The 18,237-nt window shown below is 71.9% G+C and carries 16 protein-coding genes; 8 read left to right on the forward strand and 8 right to left on the reverse strand.

What is annotated here, in order from left to right:
- Positions 1-2: 2 nt before the first annotated feature.
- Entirely contained in the window at positions 3-449 is a 447-nt protein-coding gene (locus ACFRCG_RS25505; protein WP_380035270.1) for an SRPBCC family protein, read from the forward strand.
- 74 nt (positions 450-523) lie between these two features.
- Here ACFRCG_RS25505 and ACFRCG_RS25510 read toward each other — a convergent pair whose 3' ends face one another.
- Positions 524-1,459 (reverse strand): RNA polymerase sigma factor SigF, encoded by a 936-nt coding sequence (locus ACFRCG_RS25510; RefSeq protein ID WP_380035273.1) that lies wholly within the window; start codon positions 1,457-1,459, stop codon positions 524-526.
- A 133-nt stretch (positions 1,460-1,592) separates the two neighbouring features.
- Positions 1,593-3,956 (reverse strand): Fe(3+)-hydroxamate ABC transporter permease FhuB, encoded by a 2,364-nt coding sequence (fhuB, locus tag ACFRCG_RS25515; RefSeq protein WP_380035275.1) that lies wholly within the window; start codon positions 3,954-3,956, stop codon positions 1,593-1,595.
- 159 nt (positions 3,957-4,115) lie between these two features.
- On the opposite strand from fhuB, the gene ACFRCG_RS25520 reads away from it, so the two are divergent.
- The 5 genes from ACFRCG_RS25520 (at position 4,116) to ACFRCG_RS25540 (ending at position 8,930) form a co-directional block, all read left to right on the forward strand.
- A complete protein-coding gene (locus ACFRCG_RS25520; protein WP_380035278.1) occupies positions 4,116-4,895 on the forward strand; it encodes a 2,3-dihydro-2,3-dihydroxybenzoate dehydrogenase in 780 nt (259 codons plus the stop codon).
- A 244-nt stretch (positions 4,896-5,139) separates the two neighbouring features.
- Positions 5,140-6,327, forward strand: coding sequence for an isochorismate synthase (locus tag ACFRCG_RS25525; RefSeq protein WP_380035281.1), 1,188 nt, complete (start codon positions 5,140-5,142; stop codon positions 6,325-6,327).
- Positions 6,324-8,009, forward strand: a complete 1,686-nt coding sequence (locus tag ACFRCG_RS25530) for a (2,3-dihydroxybenzoyl)adenylate synthase (RefSeq protein ID WP_380035284.1) — start codon at positions 6,324-6,326, stop codon at positions 8,007-8,009. Before ACFRCG_RS25525 ends, ACFRCG_RS25530 begins: the two co-directional genes overlap by 4 nt.
- A gap of 50 nt (positions 8,010-8,059) precedes the next feature.
- Entirely contained in the window at positions 8,060-8,692 is a 633-nt protein-coding gene (locus ACFRCG_RS25535; protein ID WP_380035287.1) for an isochorismatase family protein, read from the forward strand.
- A gap of 7 nt (positions 8,693-8,699) precedes the next feature.
- Positions 8,700-8,930, forward strand: a complete 231-nt coding sequence (locus ACFRCG_RS25540) for a phosphopantetheine-binding protein (RefSeq protein WP_380035290.1) — start codon at positions 8,700-8,702, stop codon at positions 8,928-8,930.
- 9 nt (positions 8,931-8,939) lie between these two features.
- Here the strand turns inward: ACFRCG_RS25540 and ACFRCG_RS25545 are convergent, their stop codons facing one another.
- Both ACFRCG_RS25545 and ACFRCG_RS25550 read right to left on the reverse strand, forming a co-directional pair.
- On the reverse strand, positions 8,940-10,160 hold the full coding sequence (locus tag ACFRCG_RS25545; protein WP_380035293.1) for a serine hydrolase domain-containing protein: 1,221 nt from the start codon (positions 10,158-10,160) through the stop codon (positions 8,940-8,942).
- A complete protein-coding gene (locus ACFRCG_RS25550) occupies positions 10,157-11,407 on the reverse strand; it encodes a serine hydrolase domain-containing protein (RefSeq protein WP_380035296.1) in 1,251 nt (416 codons plus the stop codon). The genes ACFRCG_RS25545 and ACFRCG_RS25550 overlap by 4 nt, the downstream gene beginning before the upstream one ends.
- Before the next feature lie 146 nt (positions 11,408-11,553).
- On the opposite strand from ACFRCG_RS25550, the gene ACFRCG_RS25555 reads away from it, so the two are divergent.
- Positions 11,554-11,931 (forward strand): RNA-binding S4 domain-containing protein, encoded by a 378-nt coding sequence (locus ACFRCG_RS25555; RefSeq protein ID WP_380035299.1) that lies wholly within the window; start codon positions 11,554-11,556, stop codon positions 11,929-11,931.
- Positions 11,932-11,979: 48 nt separating this feature from the next.
- On the opposite strand, the gene ACFRCG_RS25560 is transcribed toward ACFRCG_RS25555, so the two are convergent.
- From ACFRCG_RS25560 to ACFRCG_RS25570, 3 genes are all read right to left on the reverse strand, one after another.
- A complete protein-coding gene (locus ACFRCG_RS25560) occupies positions 11,980-13,662 on the reverse strand; it encodes an APC family permease (RefSeq protein ID WP_380035302.1) in 1,683 nt (560 codons plus the stop codon).
- 234 nt (positions 13,663-13,896) lie between these two features.
- On the reverse strand, positions 13,897-15,111 hold the full coding sequence (locus tag ACFRCG_RS25565) for a Cmx/CmrA family chloramphenicol efflux MFS transporter (protein ID WP_380035305.1): 1,215 nt from the start codon (positions 15,109-15,111) through the stop codon (positions 13,897-13,899).
- A 142-nt stretch (positions 15,112-15,253) separates the two neighbouring features.
- The gene (locus ACFRCG_RS25570) at positions 15,254-15,835 is read right to left on the reverse strand and encodes a TetR/AcrR family transcriptional regulator (RefSeq protein WP_380035308.1); all 582 of its coding nucleotides are present in this window, start codon (positions 15,833-15,835) and stop codon (positions 15,254-15,256) included.
- A gap of 97 nt (positions 15,836-15,932) precedes the next feature.
- Here ACFRCG_RS25570 and ACFRCG_RS25575 point away from each other — a divergent pair, with 97 nt between their 5' ends.
- On the forward strand, positions 15,933-17,174 hold the full coding sequence (locus ACFRCG_RS25575; RefSeq protein WP_380035311.1) for a HEAT repeat domain-containing protein: 1,242 nt from the start codon (positions 15,933-15,935) through the stop codon (positions 17,172-17,174).
- A gap of 27 nt (positions 17,175-17,201) precedes the next feature.
- Here ACFRCG_RS25575 and ACFRCG_RS25580 read toward each other — a convergent pair whose 3' ends face one another.
- Positions 17,202-17,852: a TetR/AcrR family transcriptional regulator gene (locus tag ACFRCG_RS25580; protein WP_380035314.1), complete on the reverse strand. Its 651-nt coding sequence runs from the start codon at positions 17,850-17,852 to the stop codon at positions 17,202-17,204.
- Positions 17,853-18,237 lie beyond the last annotated feature (385 nt).

The raw sequence follows: 18,237 nt of genomic DNA on the forward strand, positions 1-18,237 counted from the left end.
AAATGTCGAGCGAGCGGGGCGGGCACATCATGTGGATTCACGAGCACACGGTCGAGACCGAGGTCGGCGCCGAGGCGATCTGGAAGGTGCTTTCCGACGTGGACAACTGGGCGCGCTGGGACACCTCGATGGAGGCGGTCGTGCTGGAGGGGCCGTTCGAGGTCGGGTCGCACGTCTCGATGACGCCGACCGGGCAGGACCCGATCCGATCCGTGATCGTCGCCGTCCAGGAGAACGAACTGTACGCGGACGAAACCGAGTTCGGCGGCGTGCGGCTGCGCTTCAGCCACGCCCTGAAGCGGCTCGCGAACGGCGTCGGCACTCGGGTGGTGCACCGCCTGGAGATCACCGGCCCGGACGCCGACCGGGTGGGCCCGGAGCTGGGCCCGGCGATCACGGCCGACTTCCCGAAGGCGATGGACGCGCTACTCGGCCGCGCGGCGGCCTGAAACAGCGCACCGGGCGAACGAATGGGGCGGGGCCGCGAGTTCGCGCGGTCCCGCCCAGAGTGCGCGAAGTGTGCTCAGTCCGCGAGCAGTTCCGCGCGCAGCCGGGTCAGGATGCGGCTGAGCAGGCGCGACACGTGCATCTGCGAGATTCCGAGCCGGGCGCCGATCTGGGCCTGGGTCAGTTCCTGGCCGAACCGCATCGACACGATCTCCCGGTCGCGCTCCGGCAACGCCGCCAGCAGCGGCTTCAGTACGTGCAGGTTCTCCGCGATCTCGTAGCCGGGGTCGACGTAGGACGAGCGGCCGGAGTAGCCGTCGCCCGGACCGTCCTCCGAGGCGGGCGCGTCCAGCGAGGAGGCGGAGTAGCCGGCCGCCGCGGTCAGCCCCTCGGTGACCTCCTCGATGCTGAGGTCCAGGTATTCGGCCAGCTCGGCGGGGGTGGGTTCACGGTCGAATCGACCGGTGAACGCGTCGCGCGCGCGAGCCAGTTCGAGCCGCAGCTCCTGAAGGCGCCGCGGCACGTGCACGGCCCAGCTGGTGTCCCGGAAGAAGCGCTTGATCTCACCCGAGATGGTGGGTATCGCGAAGGTGGGGAACTCGGTCCCGAACGAGGCGTCGAATCGGTCGATCGCCTTGATCAGCCCGATGGTGCCGACCTGGACCATCTCCTCGATCGACTCGTGCCGCGAGCGATAGCGGCCGGCCACGAACCGGACCAGGGGGAGGTTGAGTTCGATCAGGGTGTTGCGCACGTACTGGTACTCGTGCGTGCCCTCCTCCAACACCCTCAGTCGGTCGAAGAGGACCTTGGACATCGCTCGCGCGTCGCTCGCGGTCGGCTCCGCGTGATCCGGCGAAGCCAAGGTGTCGAAGACCCGGTCGGCGAACTCGTCGGACGTGCCGACCGAGGAATCCGGAGCCGAGGACGCGAGTGCCGGGAATGCGACGGAACGAGCCGTGTGAGCAATCTCCGCGGCGGCTGTGGTCGCGGTCGTCGTGCTCGGGTTCATCGTCTGCCTTCCCCTCTTGTCGTACACGGTGCGTGGGCGCGGTGCATTGTTCCGACGTCCGGGCATACTGCCCCGCCTCTTTCGGCGTACACCCCTTCGCCGCGGATAATTACGATCCGGCCTCGATCCCACCCTACGCGCGTGCCGAGCCGGACCGACCCAGCAGCACCCACAGCAGGAACGGACCGCCCAGCACCGTGGTCACCACGCCGACCGGAATCTCCGCGCCGTCCAGGACGATTCGGCCCAGCATGTCGGCCAGCACGATCAGGATCGCGCCGACCAGCATCGAGCCGAGGATCGGCACCCGCAGCGGCCCGGTCAGCCGTCCGGCGATCACCGGCGCGGCCAGCGCGACGAAGCCCACCGGCCCGCAGATCCCGACCGCCAGACCCGCCAGGCACACCGCCGCGACCAGGCAGATCAGCCGGATCCGGCCCGGATCCAGGCCGAGCGAGGAGGCGGTGGAGTCGTCGAAGCGCAACACGTCCAGCTTGCGCCCGAGCGCGAGGGCGAGCGGGACCAGCACGGCGAGCCCGATCAGTACCGGCCATGCCACGCCGTATCCGCGCCCGTTCAGGCTGCCCGAACTCCATACGTACAGCGCGCTCGCCGAGTTGAGCGATCGCCGGGCGAGCACCACCTGCGTGATCGCGGACGCCAGCGCGGACAGCGCCAGGCCGACCACCAGGACCCGATAGCCGCGTCGGCCCAGGCCGCCGGCGACCGCGGTGACCACCACGGCGGCGACGAGCGCGCCGATCGGTCCGGCCCACCACGCACCGAACGAGCCGCTCGCGCTGAAGCTGACCGAGACCAGGACGGCGGCGGTGGCACCGTCGTTGACGCCGAGCAACTCCGGGGTGGCGAGCCGGTTTCGGGCCAGTGTCTGGGTCAGGCAGCCCGCGACGCCCAGAGCGGCGCCCGCCGCCGCGCCGGCCACGATCCGCCCCAGCCGGAACTCGCGGACCAGCAGCACGTCGAAGTGGTCGCCCCGGCCGAGGATCGCGTCGAAGGTACGGACCAGGCCCAGTTCGCGCTGGCCGGAGTACACCGACACCACGATCGCCGCGGCCAGCGCGACCGCGAGCAGCGTGGTGACCAGCACCGCCCGACCGGGCAACAGCAGGGAGAACCGGCCCCGGCGCAACACCAGATGCTCGGGCAACCGCCGAACGCGCCGCCCGAGCGCCGCCGCACGCGCGTCCTCGTCCGCCCGCGCCGCCTCGTCCTCGGGCGCATCCTCGCCCGCCCGCGCCGTCTCGCCCGCCCGCGCCGCCCCGGCGCACCGGCCCCCGATCAGACGCCGCACCCGCGCCGCGCCGCCGACACCCCCGCCCGACGCCGACACCGACTCCGGCGCGTCCGTCAGCCCCAGCGCGCCCAGCCGCCGCGACCGCACCACACCGATCAACAGCGGCGCGCCGATCAGCGCCACGATCACCGAGACCGGCGCCTCGAACGGCCGGGCCACCACCCGGGCCGCGACGTCGGCGGCGGTCAGTACGGCCGCGCCGATCAGCGCGGAGAAGCACAGCTGGGCGAGGATGCGCGGACCGGCCAGGGTCCGGGCGAGGAAACCGGCGAGCAGCCCGAGGAAGGAGATCGGGCCGACCAGGGCCACCGAGGACGCGGTGAGCAGGGTCACCGACACCGCGACCAGGGCCCGGGTCAGCGCCGGGCGATGGCCGAGCCCGCGAGCCAGGTCGTCGCCCAGGACCAGCGCCGACAACGACCGCGAGACCAGCACGGCGAGCACGAACCCGCCGGCGAGCACCGGTGCGAGGCTGCCGAGCGAGTCGAAGCCCTGGATGCCGGCCAGCGAACCGAGGATCCAGAAGCGGAAGTTGTCGTACGCCTCGGTGGAGTTGACGATCAGGATGTTGGTGATCCCGCCGAAGGTGGCGCTCAGCGCGGCGCCCGCGAGCACCAGCCGCATCGGCGAACCCCCGCCGCGCCGGGCGGAGATGGCCAGGACGAGCAGCCCGGCCACGGCGGCGCCGGCGAACGCCCAGACCAGATAGCCGTATCCGGTCTGCACGCCGACCAGGGTGATGCCGAGCACGACGCCCAGCGAGGCTCCCGCGTTGACCCCGAGCAGCCCGGTCTCGGCCAGCGGGTTGCGGGTGACGGTCTGCAACAGGCAGCCCGCCGTGCCCAACGCGGCGCCGGTGAGCAGCGCGGTCAGCGTGCGCGGCAGCCGCAGGTCGCGAATGACCAGGGTCAGATGACTGTCGGAGCGGGCGCCGTGCCGGTTGAATATGTAGTCGAAGGCGCCGCCGACACCGACCTCGCCGGCGCCCACCGAAAGCGAGATCCCGGTCAGCACCACCACCGTCGCGGTCAGTGCGATCGCGGCGATCAGGACCGTACGCCGACCGGCCGCGCGCCCCGAGGGGTCGTCGCGGCGATCGTCCGAATGCGCCCCGGGCGTGGCGTCGGTGGACATGCTCGGCGGGCCACCCAGGTTTTGCAGAATCGGCTGATGCACAGTCATAAAGTGAGGCTAACCTAACCATCGAGCGCCCTTGGAAGGCCGCATCACGCCGACTTCGAGCCCGCACGAGGGCCCCACCGGGATCGACCATGAGATCGATATTAGGTTAGGCTAACCTAAATCCCGATCAACGGGGTTGTGCTTGCCAAGGGGAGTTTCGTGCACCCATCAGACCTCGCCGGTCGCGTCGCGGTGGTCACCGGCGCCGCGCAGGGCATCGGTGCCGCCGTCGTCCGGACCCTCGTCGACCACGGTGCGACCGTCGCCGCCACCGATCGCGATCCGACCGGCGTCGAAGACCTGATGGCCGACGACGGCACCGACGCGGTGATCGCCTACCCGCTCGATGTCACCGACGCCTCGGCGGTCGACGCCACCATCGCCGCGATCGAGAACCACCTCGGGCCGATCGACATCCTGGTCAACGTGGCCGGCGTGCTGCACGTCTCGCCGGTGACCGAACTCACCGACCGGGACTGGGCCGACACATTCGCGGTCAACACCACCGGGGTGTTCCACACCGGCCGGGCGGTGGCCGGATCGATGGCCGCGCGCGGGCGCGGCAGCATCGTCACGGTCGGCTCCAACGCGGCCGGCATCCCACGCACCGGGATGGCGGCCTACGCGGCTTCCAAGGCCGCCGCCACGATGTTCACGATGTGTCTGGGACTGGAGCTGGCACGCAGCGGTGTGCGCTGTAACGTGGTCTCGCCGGGTTCCACCGACACCCCGATGCAACGCGCCCTGTGGACCGACCCCGAGGCGCCGAAGCGGGTGCTCGACGGCGATCCGGCGACGTGGCGCACCGGGATTCCGCTCGGCCGGATCGCGGACCCCGCCGACATCGCCGAGGCGGTCGTGTTCCTGGCCTCGGACCGGGCTCGGCAGATCACCATGCACAACATGTACGTCGACGGCGGCGCCACGCTGCACGTGTGACGAACGGGCGCTCCTCGTGAGGGACTTCGGCCACGAGCCGCCCGGCGCACCGGCCATGCACCCGTACCCGCACGCACACTCGCATCGCAAACACCGCGCGCGGCGACCGGTACCGCAGACCGTGGAAGCGGACCGCGCGCACCGGTTCGACGTGCCCCACTCGCCCGGCCCACCGGCCGACCCGCCGGTCGTCGGTGCCGCACGGACTCCGTACCACCCCGTCGGAGAATCAAAGGAGCCTCAGGTGACCACCCCAGAAGCCACCGGCCTGGCCACAGTGGGCGCGGCGACCGCGCTGCTGGAGGCGTATCGTCCGGGCGACACACGCTTCTTCGCATCCCCCACCCGCACCCTGCTCGCGCACGGCACGCAGGCCGAAGTGGCGCACGACGCCCGCCCGTTGCCGACGCGCGTGGCCGCGACACTGGCCGACGCGAGCCCGGTCGGCGGCCGACCCCCGATCGTGCTGGGCGCGGTGCCGTTCGACCAGGGCGCCCCCGCCGCGCTCGTGGTGCCCGGCACGATCGACTGGGGGCCGCCGCTGACCGCCGACCCGCTGATCGCACTGGCCGCGCCCGCGCCGCCGCCGACCGACTGGGACATCCGTCCGGTACCCGCGCCGGAGACCTACCGCGCGGGCGTCGCCGAGGCCGTACGGCGCATGCGCGCCGGGGCGTTCGACAAGGTCGTGCTCGCCCGCACCCTGGAACTGCACGCGGCCGATCCGCCGGACATACCCGTCCTGTTGCAGCGCCTGGCCCGCCGCGACCCGCAGGGGTACACCTTCGCGGTCCCGGGTACCCGGCCCGACCACACCCTGATCGGCGCCAGCCCCGAACTGCTCGTCTCCCGGCACGGCGACCGGGTGGTCGCCAACCCGCTCGCCGGATCCGCCAGACGCAGCACCGACCTGGCCGAGGACGTACGCCGCGCGATGGCCCTGCTCGAATCCGAGAAGGACCTGCACGAACACGCCGTCGTGGTGGCGGCCGTGCGGGACGCGCTCGCCCCACACTGCGCCACGCTGGAGATCCCCGAACGGCCGACCCTGGTCTGCACCGCCGCGATGTGGCACCTGTCCACCACCGTCACCGGCACCGTGGACCCGGAAAAGCGGCCCTCCGCACTGGAGTTGGCCTGCGCACTGCACCCGACACCGGCCGTCTGCGGCACCCCGACCACCACCGCGCGGCAGACCATAGCCGACCTCGAACCCTTCGACCGGGGCCTGTACACCGGCATGGTCGGCTGGGGCGACGCGGACGGCGACGGCGAATGGGTGGTCACCATCCGCTGCGCCGAGGCCGCGAGCGACGTGCTGCGCCTGTACGCCGGTGCCGGGATCGTCGCGGCGTCCTCCCCGGACGCGGAAACCGCCGAGACCGAGGCCAAGTTCCGCACCTTCCTGCACGCCGTGGCGGGTGAACGATGAGCACCCCGAAGACGCCGGGCACCGCGACCACGCCGAACACCCCGAGCACCCCGAACCCCCGGCCGCTCGCGCCCACCTGGCCCGCCGAGTTCGCCGAGCGCTACCGCGCGGCCGGTTGGTGGCGCGGCGAGACCTTCGGCGGCGTCCTGCGCGACCGCGCCGCCGCGCACCCGGACCGGGTCGCCATCGTGGACGGCGAACGCCACTGGACCTACCGCGACCTGGACGAGCGAGCCGACCGCGTCGCCGCCGGACTGCTCGCGCTCGGCGTCGCCAGGGGCGACCGGGTCGTGGTGCAACTGCCCAACGTGGCCGAGTTCTTCGCGGTGATCTTCGCCCTGTTCCGGATCGGCGCCCTGCCGGTGTTCGCGCTCCCCGCACACCGCCGGACCGAGATCGGCCACTTCTGCGCGTTCAGCGAGGCCGTCGCCTACGTGATCCCCGACGTGTCCGACGGCTTCGACCACCGCGCCCTGGCAAGCGCCGTACAGGCGGTCACGCCCACGCTCCGGCACGTCCTGGTGGTCGGCGACCCGGGCGAACACACCGCGCTGGTCGACATCGAGCGCGACCCGGTCGAGATCACCGACCCCCCGGCCCCGGGCGATCTCGCCTTCCTGCAACTGTCCGGGGGCAGTACGGGCGTGCCCAAGCTGATCCCGCGCACCCACGACGACTACATCTACTCGCTGCGCGGCTCCAACGAGATCTGCGCGGTGGACGCGGACAGCGTGTACCTGTGCGCGCTGCCCGCCGCCCACAACTTCCCGCTCAGCTCGCCCGGCACGCTCGGCGCGCTGTACGCGGGCGCGCGCGTGGTGTTGTGCCCCAAGCCCACCCCCGACGTCGCCTTCGCGCTGATCGAACGCGAACGGGTGACCATCACCGGCGTGGTACCGCCGCTCGCCCTGGCCTGGACCGAGGCCGCCGAGCGCGGCGGCTTCGACCTGAGCAGCCTGCGCGTACTCCTGGTCGGCGGCGCCAAGTTCAGCGAGGAGGCCGCCCGCCGGGTCACCCCGACCCTCGGCTGCACCCTGCAACAGGTGTTCGGCATGGCCGAGGGCCTGGTCAACTACACCCGCCTGGACGACCCCGACGAGATCATCGTCACCTCGCAGGGCCGGCCGATCTCCCCGGACGACGAGATCCGCATCGTCGACGACGCCGACGCCCCCGTCCCCGACGGCGAGACCGGACACCTGCTCACGCGCGGCCCCTACACCATCCGCGGCTACTGGAACGCCCCCGAGCACAACGCGAGATCCTTCACCGAGGACGGCTTCTACCGCACGGGCGACGTGGTCCGCGAACTCGCCTCCGGCCACCTCGTGGTGGAGGGCCGGGCCAAGGACCAGATCAACCGCGGCGGCGAGAAGGTGGCGGCGGAGGAGGTGGAGAACCACATCCTGGCCCACCCGTCCGTGCACGACGCGGCCGTGGTCGCCGTACCGGACGCCTACCTGGGCGAACGCACCTGCGCGTACGTGATCCTGCGCGCCGGCGCCGAACCGCTCAAGCCCGTGGCCATCCGCCGCTTCGTCCGCGAACGCGGCCTGGCCGGCTACAAGGTGCCCGACCACGTCGAGTTCGTCGAGACGTTCCCGTATACCGGCGTCGGCAAGGTCAGCAAGAAGGACCTGCGCGCGGCGATCGCGGCCGGACTGGCCGCCCGGGCCGGCTGAGCCCGCGTCCACCCCCACACACATCCACCTCCCGAAGGACCGCCTCCCCGATGGCCCTCCCCAAGATCGCCCCCTATCCCATGCCGAACTCGGCCGACCTGCCGACGAATCGGGTGGACTGGACCGTGGACCCCACCCGCGCCGCGCTCCTCGTGCACGACCTCCAGAACTACTTCCTGTCCGCGTTCACCCCGAACGCCTCGCCGATCACCGAACTGCTCGCCAACGTCGCCCGTCTCAAGGACGACTGCCACCGACTCGGCGTACCCGTGGTCTACTCCGCCCAGCCCGGCGGTCAGACCGCCGAACAGCGTGGCCTGCAACAGGACTTCTGGGGCCCGGGCCTGCCCGACGACCTGCACGCGGCGGCCGTCGCCGCACCGGTCGCGCCCGGCCCCGCCGACACCGTGCTCACCAAGTGGAAGTACAGCGCCTTCGTCCGCACCGAGTTGCGCCGCTGGATGCGCGACCTGGAGCGCGACCAACTGATCATCGTCGGGGTGTACGCGCACATCGGCGTGACCACCACCGCGTGCGACGCCTGGATGCAGGACATCCAGACGTTCGTCGTGGCCGACGCGGTGGCCGACTTCACCTCCGACAACCATCGCATGGCCCTGTCCTGGGCCGCCGCGAACTGCGCGGTGGTCACCGATACCCGATCACTCTTCGCGGGAAAGTAGACCGGACGTGGCCCTGACTCTCGAACTGATCCGCACCGACGTGGCCGACATCCTCGGCGAGGACCCGGCGGACATCCCCGACGACGAGAACCTGGTCGACTACGGCCTGGACTCGGTGCGGGTGATGGCGCTGGTCGAGCGCTGGACCCGCGACCACGGAGTGAGCGTGGACTTCGCCGACCTGGCGGAGCGGCCGACACTGGAGGGGTGGTCGGAGCTGCTGTCACCCAGGCCGTAGTCGCGCGGTTCACGGGTGGCGTGGATCCGGGGCGCACAGGGCGTGGTCGATCAGCGCCCGGGTCGCCGCGTCCACCCGTGCGCCGCCCGCCTCGTCGTTCTCGTCGACGCCGTTGCGCACCACCACGACCGCGCGGCTCCCGTCGCCGGTGACGCCGTTCTCGCTGGAGAAGCCCAGATCGTCGCCGCCGTGTTGCCAGTACCGCCCGCCGCAGCTCAACCCGGTGCTCTCCAGGCCCAGACCGTAACCGCGTCCGGGCTCGTCGGGGATCGGGTGGGTGCGTTGCATTTCGGCCAGCTCGGCGGGGCCGAGCAGCCGGCCGGACAACAACGCGACGAAGAACCGGTCGATGTCGCTCGGCGTGGCGTGGATGGCGCCCGACGCGTCGGCGACGGTGTGGTTGAGCACGGTGGTGTCGGTCGGCCGGGTGTCGCCCGCGAAGGTGTGCTGCGCCTGTGCGTGCGGGCGCGGCAGATACGGATCGTCGCCCGGGACGCGGGTGTCGTGCAGGCCGAGCGGGCGGATGACGCGTTCCTGTACCTCCTCGCCCCACGAGCGGCCGGTGACCTGTCGGATGATCAGGCCCACCAGCAGGTAGTTGGTGTTCGAGTACGCCCACGAACTTCCCGGCTCGAAGCGGCTCGGCAGGGTCAGCGCGGCGGCGACCAGATCCGCGGCCCGGTAGTGCCGGAAACGGTTCTCCAGGTAGCCGCGCGCCGAGTACAGGGCCGGTACGGCGGCGGGCAGCGCGGTGTAGCCGGGGATGCCGCTGGTGTGCTGGAGCAGCTGGCGCAGGGTGATCCGGCGGCCGTCGTTGCCGTTGCCGCGCACCACACCGGGAAGCCAGGTCTCGATGGGGGAGTCGAGCCGCAGCCGGCCCTCGGCGACCAGTTGGAGGGCGACGGTGGCGACGAAGGTCTTGGTCGTGCTGCCGGTGCGGTAGTGGCCGTTCGGGGGCAGCGGCCGGCCGGTGTGGAGTTCGGCCTCACCGCTGCGGGCGGTACGGACGGTGGTCGGCCCGCCGGGCGTCGGGCGAGCCGTGTAGTGCACGGTGACGCCGATCGCGCCGGCCGCGTGGACCGCGTCGGCATCACGTTGGAGACGGGAGGCACGGGTGTCGGCGCTCGCCGTCGCCGCGCCCGGGCCGGCCGCCGTCAGGGTCAGGGCGATGCCCAGGGCCAGGGCCGCCGGGCGTAACAGGCTTCCGTGGATCCGGTTCGGCGCGGTCATCGTGGCGCGCTCCCTTCGGGGCAGAGCAGGCGGTCGGTGAGTTGTTGCACGGCCACCTCGGCGCGCAGGCCGTGTTCGTCGTCCGTGTAGGTGCCGTTGGCCACGATCACCACGCCGCGCCGGCCGTGCTCGGTGACGCCCATGCGGATCTTGGAGCCCTCGACGTCCCCGCCGTGGCCCCAGCGATACCCGCCGCACGGCAGCGGTTGGCGCATCAGGCCCAGACCGCACCGGACACCCGGCATCACCTGCTCGAAGTCGGGCGGCATCGGCACGGTCTCGCGCATCAGCGCGAGTTGCGCCGGCGGGAGCAGTCGGCCGCGCAGCAGCGCGGTGAAGAAGCGCTCCAAGTCGGCGTGGGTGGTCACCAGTTCGCCGGCGGCGTCGGCCCAGGACATGGTGCGTACGGTCGTGTCCACCCACTCGTCGCGGTCCGGGAAGCGGTGGTACGAGTGGGCGTACGGCGCGGGCAGGGTCGGGTCGTCGCCGGGGGCGCGGGTGCCGGTGAGGCCCAGCGGGCGAAGTACGCGGGCACGCACCTCCTCGGCCCAGTGTCGGCCGGTGACCCGCTCGATGATCATTCCGGCCAGGATGTAATTGGTGTTCGAGTACTCCCAGTTCGGCGCCGGGTCGTCGGGCGCGGCGGGCGGGAAGCTCGGGGGGAAGCGCAGCGCGGCGGCGACGAGTTCGGCCGGCCCCGTGTGGCGGAACCGCAGTCGTTCGAAGTCGGCGGCGGTGTCCCCGAGTTCGATGGAGTAGTTGTGCAGCCCACTGGTGTGTCGCAGCAGGTTGTGCACGCTCACCCGGCGACCGTCGTTGCCGTTGCCGGCCACCACGCCCGGCAACCACCGGTCCACCGCGTCGGTGAGCGACAATCGTCGCTCGGCGACCAGTTGCAGGACGACGGTGGCCACGAACGCCTTGGTGGCACTGCCGGCCCGCAACGCGCCGCCGTGCGGCATCGGTTGCCCGGTACGCGCCTCGCCGGGTCCGGCACTCGCCTCGATCCGCTCGGACCCGTCCCGGAGCAGGATCGCGACATTGACGTAGCCCCCCTCGCGCAGCAGCCACTCCGCCTCCCGGCGCAGTCGCGCACCGCCGGTCCGGGCCCGCGGCGAACCGGTGGCAGCGGCGGCGGGCGTGGTGGCGACCGCGGCGGACCCGGCCAGCGTCACGGCCAGTACGCAACAGCGACGACGGGTCACGGCGGTGGGATTGCCGGGCAGGTGGATCGTATTCGGGAACACGCCGACTCCTCGGGGACGCACGGGTATCCCCCGAGGGTCCCGCCCGGCGGGGCGCCGCGACGACCGTGCGGACACCCGAACCGGCCGGGGTGCAGCCCGGTGTGCGGAGGTGGGGCGAACCGAACCTGCCGGGTTAGAGTCGGGGCATGGCAACAGACGAGGCGACGGCCGTTCGGGTCGACAGTTGGATCTGGTCGGTGCGGCTGACCAAGACCCGCTCGCTTGCCGCCGCGGCCTGCAAGGCCGGGCACGTGCGGGTCAACGGGGACAGGGTCAAGCCCGCGCAGACCGTCAAGGTCGGGGACGAGGTGCGGGTGCGCGTGGACGGCTACGAGCGGATCGTCGTGGTCAAGCGCATCGTGCGCAAGCGGGTCGGACCGCCGGTGGCCGCCGAGTGCCTGACCGACAACAGCCCGCCGCGTCCGCCTCGGGACGAGATCCTGATGGTTCCCCGGCGCGACCGTGGCACGGGCCGCCCGACCAAGCGCGACCGTCGCCTCCTGGAGCAGTTCCGCGAACACTGACCGATGGCGCGGTGGGCCCACCGAGCGGAGTGGGCCCACCCACGCGGGTCAGAGCGCGGTGGATCCCGTGGACCCCTCGTTTGTCGCAGGCCCCGCCGAGCCCGCAGGCCCCGCAGGCCCCGGAGATCCCGGAGACCCCGGAGACCCCGGAGACCCCACCCACTCGACCACGGCGTCCCTCGAAGCCACCGCGCGCGGCAGTGTCTCGCCGCGGAAGAACGACGGCGCGACGAACCGGTACCCGAGCATGAGCACCGCGCCCAGCAACAGCGCGCCGATCCCGGTCAGGAACACTCCGCCGAGCTGCCAGTGCGGCGCGAACGGCAGGGTCCAGTACGTCGTGCCGTAGTCCTTGTCCGAGTAGACGTAGCAGGCGTCGATGAAGAAGTACGCCAGCAGTACGCCGCCGAGCCCCGGCATGATGCCCTTGGTGATCAGGTCGCGCCGGCTGCGGGTGAGCACGCGTCGGTGGTACCAGACGCAGGCGAAGCCGGTGATGCCGTAATAGAACGCGATGGCCAGGCCGATCGAACCGATCGAGTCGGTCAGTACGTTCGTGCTGACCCGGGTGATCACCACGTAGAAGGCCACCGACGCGATCCCCATGCCGACCGTGGACCAGGTCGGCACCAGGTTGCGGGTGTGCACGCGCGCGAACTTCTCCGGGATGGCCCGGTGCGCGGCCATCGACAGCGCGGTGCGCGCGGTCGGCAGGATGGTGGTCTGGGTGGACGCCGCCGACGAGGTCAGCACCATGAACACCAGCAGCTTGGCCATGAACCAGCCGAATCCGACACTGCCGAAGACGCTCGAACCGAGGCCGGACAGTACGTCTCCGGAGTTGTCCGGGTTGGCCAGACCGCTGCCGGTGTCGCCGGCGCCCGCGAAGGACAGCGCCGAGGTGCTGATCAGGACGTAGATCAGCAGGAGCAGGACGGTCGAGATCACCGCGGCCCGGCCGGGGGTGCGCGCGGAGTCCGCGGTCTCCTCGTTGATCGACACGGCCGTGTCCCAGCCCCAGTAGATGAACACCGCGGCCAGGACGCCCTTCGTCAGCGCGTCGACGGAGTCGATCTCGAACGGGTTGAACCAGGACCCCGCGATGTGAACCGAGCCGTCGGGGGCGTTGCCGAGGTAGACCTTCCAGAGCGCGGTGAGGCCGAGGGCGACCAGGACCACGATCTCGATGGTCAGCAGTACCTTCTGCAGGTTGGCGGACAGTTCGATGCCGACGTAGCAGATCCAGGTCATCAGGATGATCCAGACGACGCCCGCGAAGGTGGTCCAGAACGTGTCCTCGGCCAGGCCGTAGGCGCCGACCAGCTGGAAGCCGTACTGGCCGGCGATCTGCGCGAGGTTGGCCATCACGATGACGTCCGCGACGATGATGGCCCAACCGCCCATCCAGCCGGTCATCGGGCCGAACGTGCGTGATCCCCAGGTGAAGGTGGTGCCGCAGTCGGGGTTGTCCTCGTTGAGTTCCTTGTAGCCGTAGGCGATCAGGAACATCGGGACGAAGGCCAGGACCATCACGATCGGCGATTGCAGGCCGACGCCCGCGACGATGATGCCGAGGGTGGCGGCCAGGCTGTAGGCCGGTGCGGTGGAGGCGAGCCCGATCACGACGCTGGACGCGAGGCCCAGCGCGCCGGTCTTGAGGCCCTTCTCGCCGGCTGCGCGACGCAGGGGCGGTTCGGGCGAGGAGGGTCTTGCGGGGTCGGTGGAGACCATGGCGAACCGTCCTGTCCTAGACGGGTGATTTCTACCCGTTCGACCGAAAACGGACCATTGAAGCAGGGGATCAGATTAGACCCCTCGGCAAGTCGTCCGGCAGCCCCGGAGGTCGGAAAAATCAAGGGAACTGATGCTGTGTCAGGCGCATGGGGCGGCAAATGTCGCAGGGTGCGGCGGGGTGGTCACCGTCGGCCACGAGGTCGACACGACGCGGCCACCGCCGGGCGCTGCTCAGGCGGGCACCCGGGTCGCTTCGGGGGCCGAGTGCTCGGCGGCCGGATGGGCGGCGTGCGCGGATGTACGCCCGTGCATGCGGGAGTCCGTCCAGGCGCTCGCCAGCGCGATCAGGCCCAGGGCGACGCCGACCCACGCCACGGCGGCGTAGTCGAAGCCGGCCGCGATCACCCGGCCACCGAGCAGTGGGCCGACGGTGATGCCGACGTTGAACGCCGCCGTGTTGGTCGCACCGGCGAGGGTGGGGGCGTCGGACGCGATGGCGAACACCCGGGCGTTGACGGCCGGGTTGGCCGCGAAGCCGCCCACGCCGAGCAGGAAGACCAGGACGAGGGTGGCCGGCACGTTGCGCGCGGTCAGCGCGAGCAGCAGGGACACGACCACGACCGTGCCGAGGCTGCCGTACAGGGTGCCGAACGGGTGCTCGTCCGCCAGCCGTCCGCCGACCGTGATCCCGACCACCGCGCCCACCCCGTACCAGGACAACACCAGCGGCACCCACGCCTCGCCGATCCCGGTGGTGTTGGTCAGCATCGTGCCGAGGTAGCCGAACACCGCGACCACGGCGCCGAAACCGGCCGCCGTCGTGGTGTAGGCGACCCACAGTCGCGGCCGGCGCATGGAGCGCAGTTCGGTCCGGACCGAGCGCGGCGCCTCGTTCGCGGTGTGCCCGCCGGGCAGGACCGCGTACACCGCGGCCGTGCTCAGCGCGGTGAGCGCGGCGACCGCCCAAAAGGCCGCGCGCCAGCCGGCCCAGTTGCCGATCATGGTGCCGAGCGGGAGGCCGACCACGGTGGCCAGGGACAATCCGCCCGCGACCACCGCCATCGCCTTGGCTCGCGCGTTCGGGGCGACCAGACCGATCGCGGTGACGGCCGCCACCGCCCAGAAGCCGGCGTAGGCGATGGCGCTGACCACGCGGGTGGCGAGCACCGTCCAGTAGCCGGGGGCGAGCGCGCCGACCACGTGGCCCAGGACGAACACGGCCTGGAAGGCGATCAGGGCGGTACGCCGGGGCCAGTGCAGGGTGAGTACGGCGAGCAGGGGCGCGCCGACGACCATGCCGACGGCGAAGGCCGAGATCAGCAGCCCGGCCTCGGGGATGGAGACGCCGAGGTCGGCGGCCATTGTCTCCAGCAGTCCGGAGAGCATGAACTCCGAGGTGCCTTGCGCGAATATGCCGAGTCCGAGGATGTAGACGGCCAGGGGCATGGGGGTACTCCCGAGTCGGTGGTGCGGTGTGCGTTCGTGTTTTGGAATGCGTAGTTCAAAACGAGGGCGTGCGTGAGCGAGGTCCCGGGTGCGGTGGGTGCCGTGTCGGGCTCGGCGTGCGCGGCTCGGCGTGCGCGGGTCGCTACAGCGCCGCGAGTGTCGTCTCCGCGATCGCCGTCAGGCCCGCACGGTCGACCCCGCTGCGGGCGGCGAGTCGGATTCCCGACACCGCGCCGATCACGGCGTGCGCGAGGGCGTCGGCGTCCTTGTCCCGGTCGATGTCGCCGTCGAGCCGTCCGGCGTCGATCGCGGCCCTGATCGCCGCGTGCCGGCGGCGGTAGTCGCGTTCGAGCAGCGCGGTCACCTCGACATCGCGGCCGGACAGTTCGATCGCGGTGTTGACCACCAGGCAGCCGCGCCGGTCGCCGGGGGTGTCCGTCTCGTCGACCACGATCGAGGTCAGCAGGTCGCGGATCTTGTCGTGCACGGGACGATCGCTCTCCAGGTTCGCGACCTGGACGCTCGTCATGTGCTCGATGTAGCGCCGCAGCGCGCGCAGGAACAGATCGCGCTTGCTGCTGAACGTGTTGTAGATGCTGCTGCGGCCGAGTCCGGTCGCGTCGCACAGGTCCTGCGTCGAGGTGGCCTCGTAGCCCGCTCGCCAGAACGCGTCGAGCGCGGCCTGGACCGCCTGCTCCTCGTCGAACTTCCGTGGTCGGGCCATGCGGAGCACGCTAGCAGGTTTTGTAATGGTCAGTCCAATAAGGTTGATCGCTTCCGACCGTCGACGCCACGCGCCGAAGAGGGAAGGATTGTCGACCATGGTGGAGTGGGGGCCTCTGGCCGGGCTGGACGGGATCGACTGGGCGGGTTCGGGACACGCGTACGGCTCGGCCGAGGACGTGCCCGACCAGCTGCGCGCGTTGCGCTCGGCGGACGTGGAGGAGCGGGGACGGGCGCTCGACGCGCTCTACGGCAACATCTTTCATCAGGGCAGCCGGTACGAGGCGACGGCGCACGCCGTACCGTTCCTGCTCGCGCTCGTCGCCGATCCGGGTACTCCCGATCGGGCCGAACTGGTGCACCTGCTCGCGGCGTTGGCGATCGGCTTCGACGAGGTACACCTCCCCGACGGGGTGGCGATCGCCGCCTGGCGCGCGGCGGTGGGCCGGGCGCGCGCCGAGGGCGCGGAGGGGGCTCGGCGGAGGTTCGACCCTTGGATCGCGGAGGCCGACGGGCAGGCCGAGCGGCGCGCCCGGGAGCGGCGGCGCGACACCTTCGACTTCGAGCGGTCGTGTCGGGAGGCCGAGTACGAACTGCGCGCGTACGACGCGGTGCGTGCCGGTGTGCCGACGCTGTGCGGTGTGCTGACCGACCCGGATCCGCGACTGCGGGCGGCGGCGGCCTACGCGGTCGGCTGGTTTCCCGAGGAGGCGCCGCGGATCCTGCCCCGGCTGCGCGACCTGCCCGCGACCGAACCGGTACCGGGTGTCGCGGCGAACGCGATCGTGGCGATCGGCCTGCTCGGCGACGCGGCCCAGATCGCCCCGCTGCGGGCGTACCACCAGGGCACCGACGAACCCCTGGCCCGCTGGGCGGCGGCGATCGCACTGGCCCGCCTCGGCGCGGCCGACCTCGAGGTGATCGCCGAACTCGCCGCCTGCACGGTGGACCCGCCGGCCGACGACGAGGCGGTCCCGATGGGGTTCTTCGACGGGGACCTGCGGGCGTACGCGTCGAGCAGCCTGGTCGCCCTCGAAGCCGGCGAACTCCCGGTCGACGTACTGGAATCGGTCCTGGCAGGGCTGTCCCGCACCTCCGGTCCCTCGGCCTTCGCCATCACGGACGCGGCGCTGCGCCTGGCCTTCGGCGCGGAGGCGCCGGGTGTGCCCGCACCGGCCTTCGCCGACTTACCGGCGGCGCGGCGCCGGGTCGTGGAGACCCTGGCCGAACTGGATGTGGACACCTGGAAGTGGCTCAACTTCCGCGAGCTGCTGCGGGCGCGCGACCTGCCGGACGACCGGGCGGCCTGCCGGAGGTACGCGGGGTTGGCGGCGGACTGAGCTCCGACCGGGCGCGGGCCGGCCCGTCTAGTGCGTCGGCGGCGCCCGCAGCGCGTCCGGGGCGGTGGCGGCCGTCAGCAGGCGGGCGTGGATGGCGGTGCCGGCCCGGGTGTAGGCGCTCTCGTCGTCGTGCAGGACGCTGATGCCGTTGGCGGCTTCCAGGAACGCGATGATCTCGAAGACGAGTTGGGCCACATCCAGGTCCGGATGGGCCTCGCCCCCGGTTTTCGCCGCCTCGGCCTCGGCGGTCAGCAGCGCCCGCCAGCCGCTCCAGGCGCCGGCCAGTGCGTCGCGGACCCGGCCCGGGCGGGCGTCGAACTCGGCGGCGGTGTTGAAGAAGAAGCAGCCGCCGGGGAAGACCCGGTCGCGCGAGTAGGCGATCCAGCGCTCGGTCAGCCGCCACAGCCGGACCAGGCCGGCGGGCCCCTCCATCGCCGGGGTCACCACGTGGTCCACATAGACCTCGACCGCCGCGCCGATCGCGGCGAGTTGCAGTTCCTCCTTGGAACCGAAGTGGGCGAACACCCCGCTCTTGCTGATCTCCAGGTCGTTCGCCAGTCGGCCGATGGACAGTCCCTCCAGGCCCTCCATCGAGGCGATGTCGGCGGCGCGGTGGACGATCGCCTGCCGGGTGCGATCGCCCTTGCGGACCCGCCCGTCGGTCGCGGACGTGCTCATGACCACTCCTGTCTCCGCCGGCTCGACCGGTCCGGCCCTCGGGTCGGCCCGCCGCCTGCTCGGCCGACCGGCGTCGATTATCCCGCTGTCGCGCGCGCCTTCGGGCCTTGACAGGCTTCGCCGATTTGATAAATAGTACGACCGGTCGTGCAATTTTGACACGGCGGGTTGCGTTTCAGCCCGGCGAACCACTCACCCAGGGGGCGTGCGGAGATGACCCATCCGAACGGGACCGGCACCATCGCCGGCCGGAACGATCATGAACTCGCTTCGAAAGCACCGGAGTTGGCCGACACACCGGGGGGGGCGGACAACGGGGCGGGCGGGAGGCGGGGCGGGGGGTCGTCCGCGCGGGTGGGCCGGCGGGCGACGGCGGGGCGGGCGA

It is taken from the genome of Embleya sp. NPDC056575, from assembly GCF_042793325.1.
In the GTDB taxonomy this organism is placed as follows: Bacteria; Actinomycetota; Actinomycetes; order Streptomycetales; family Streptomycetaceae; genus Embleya.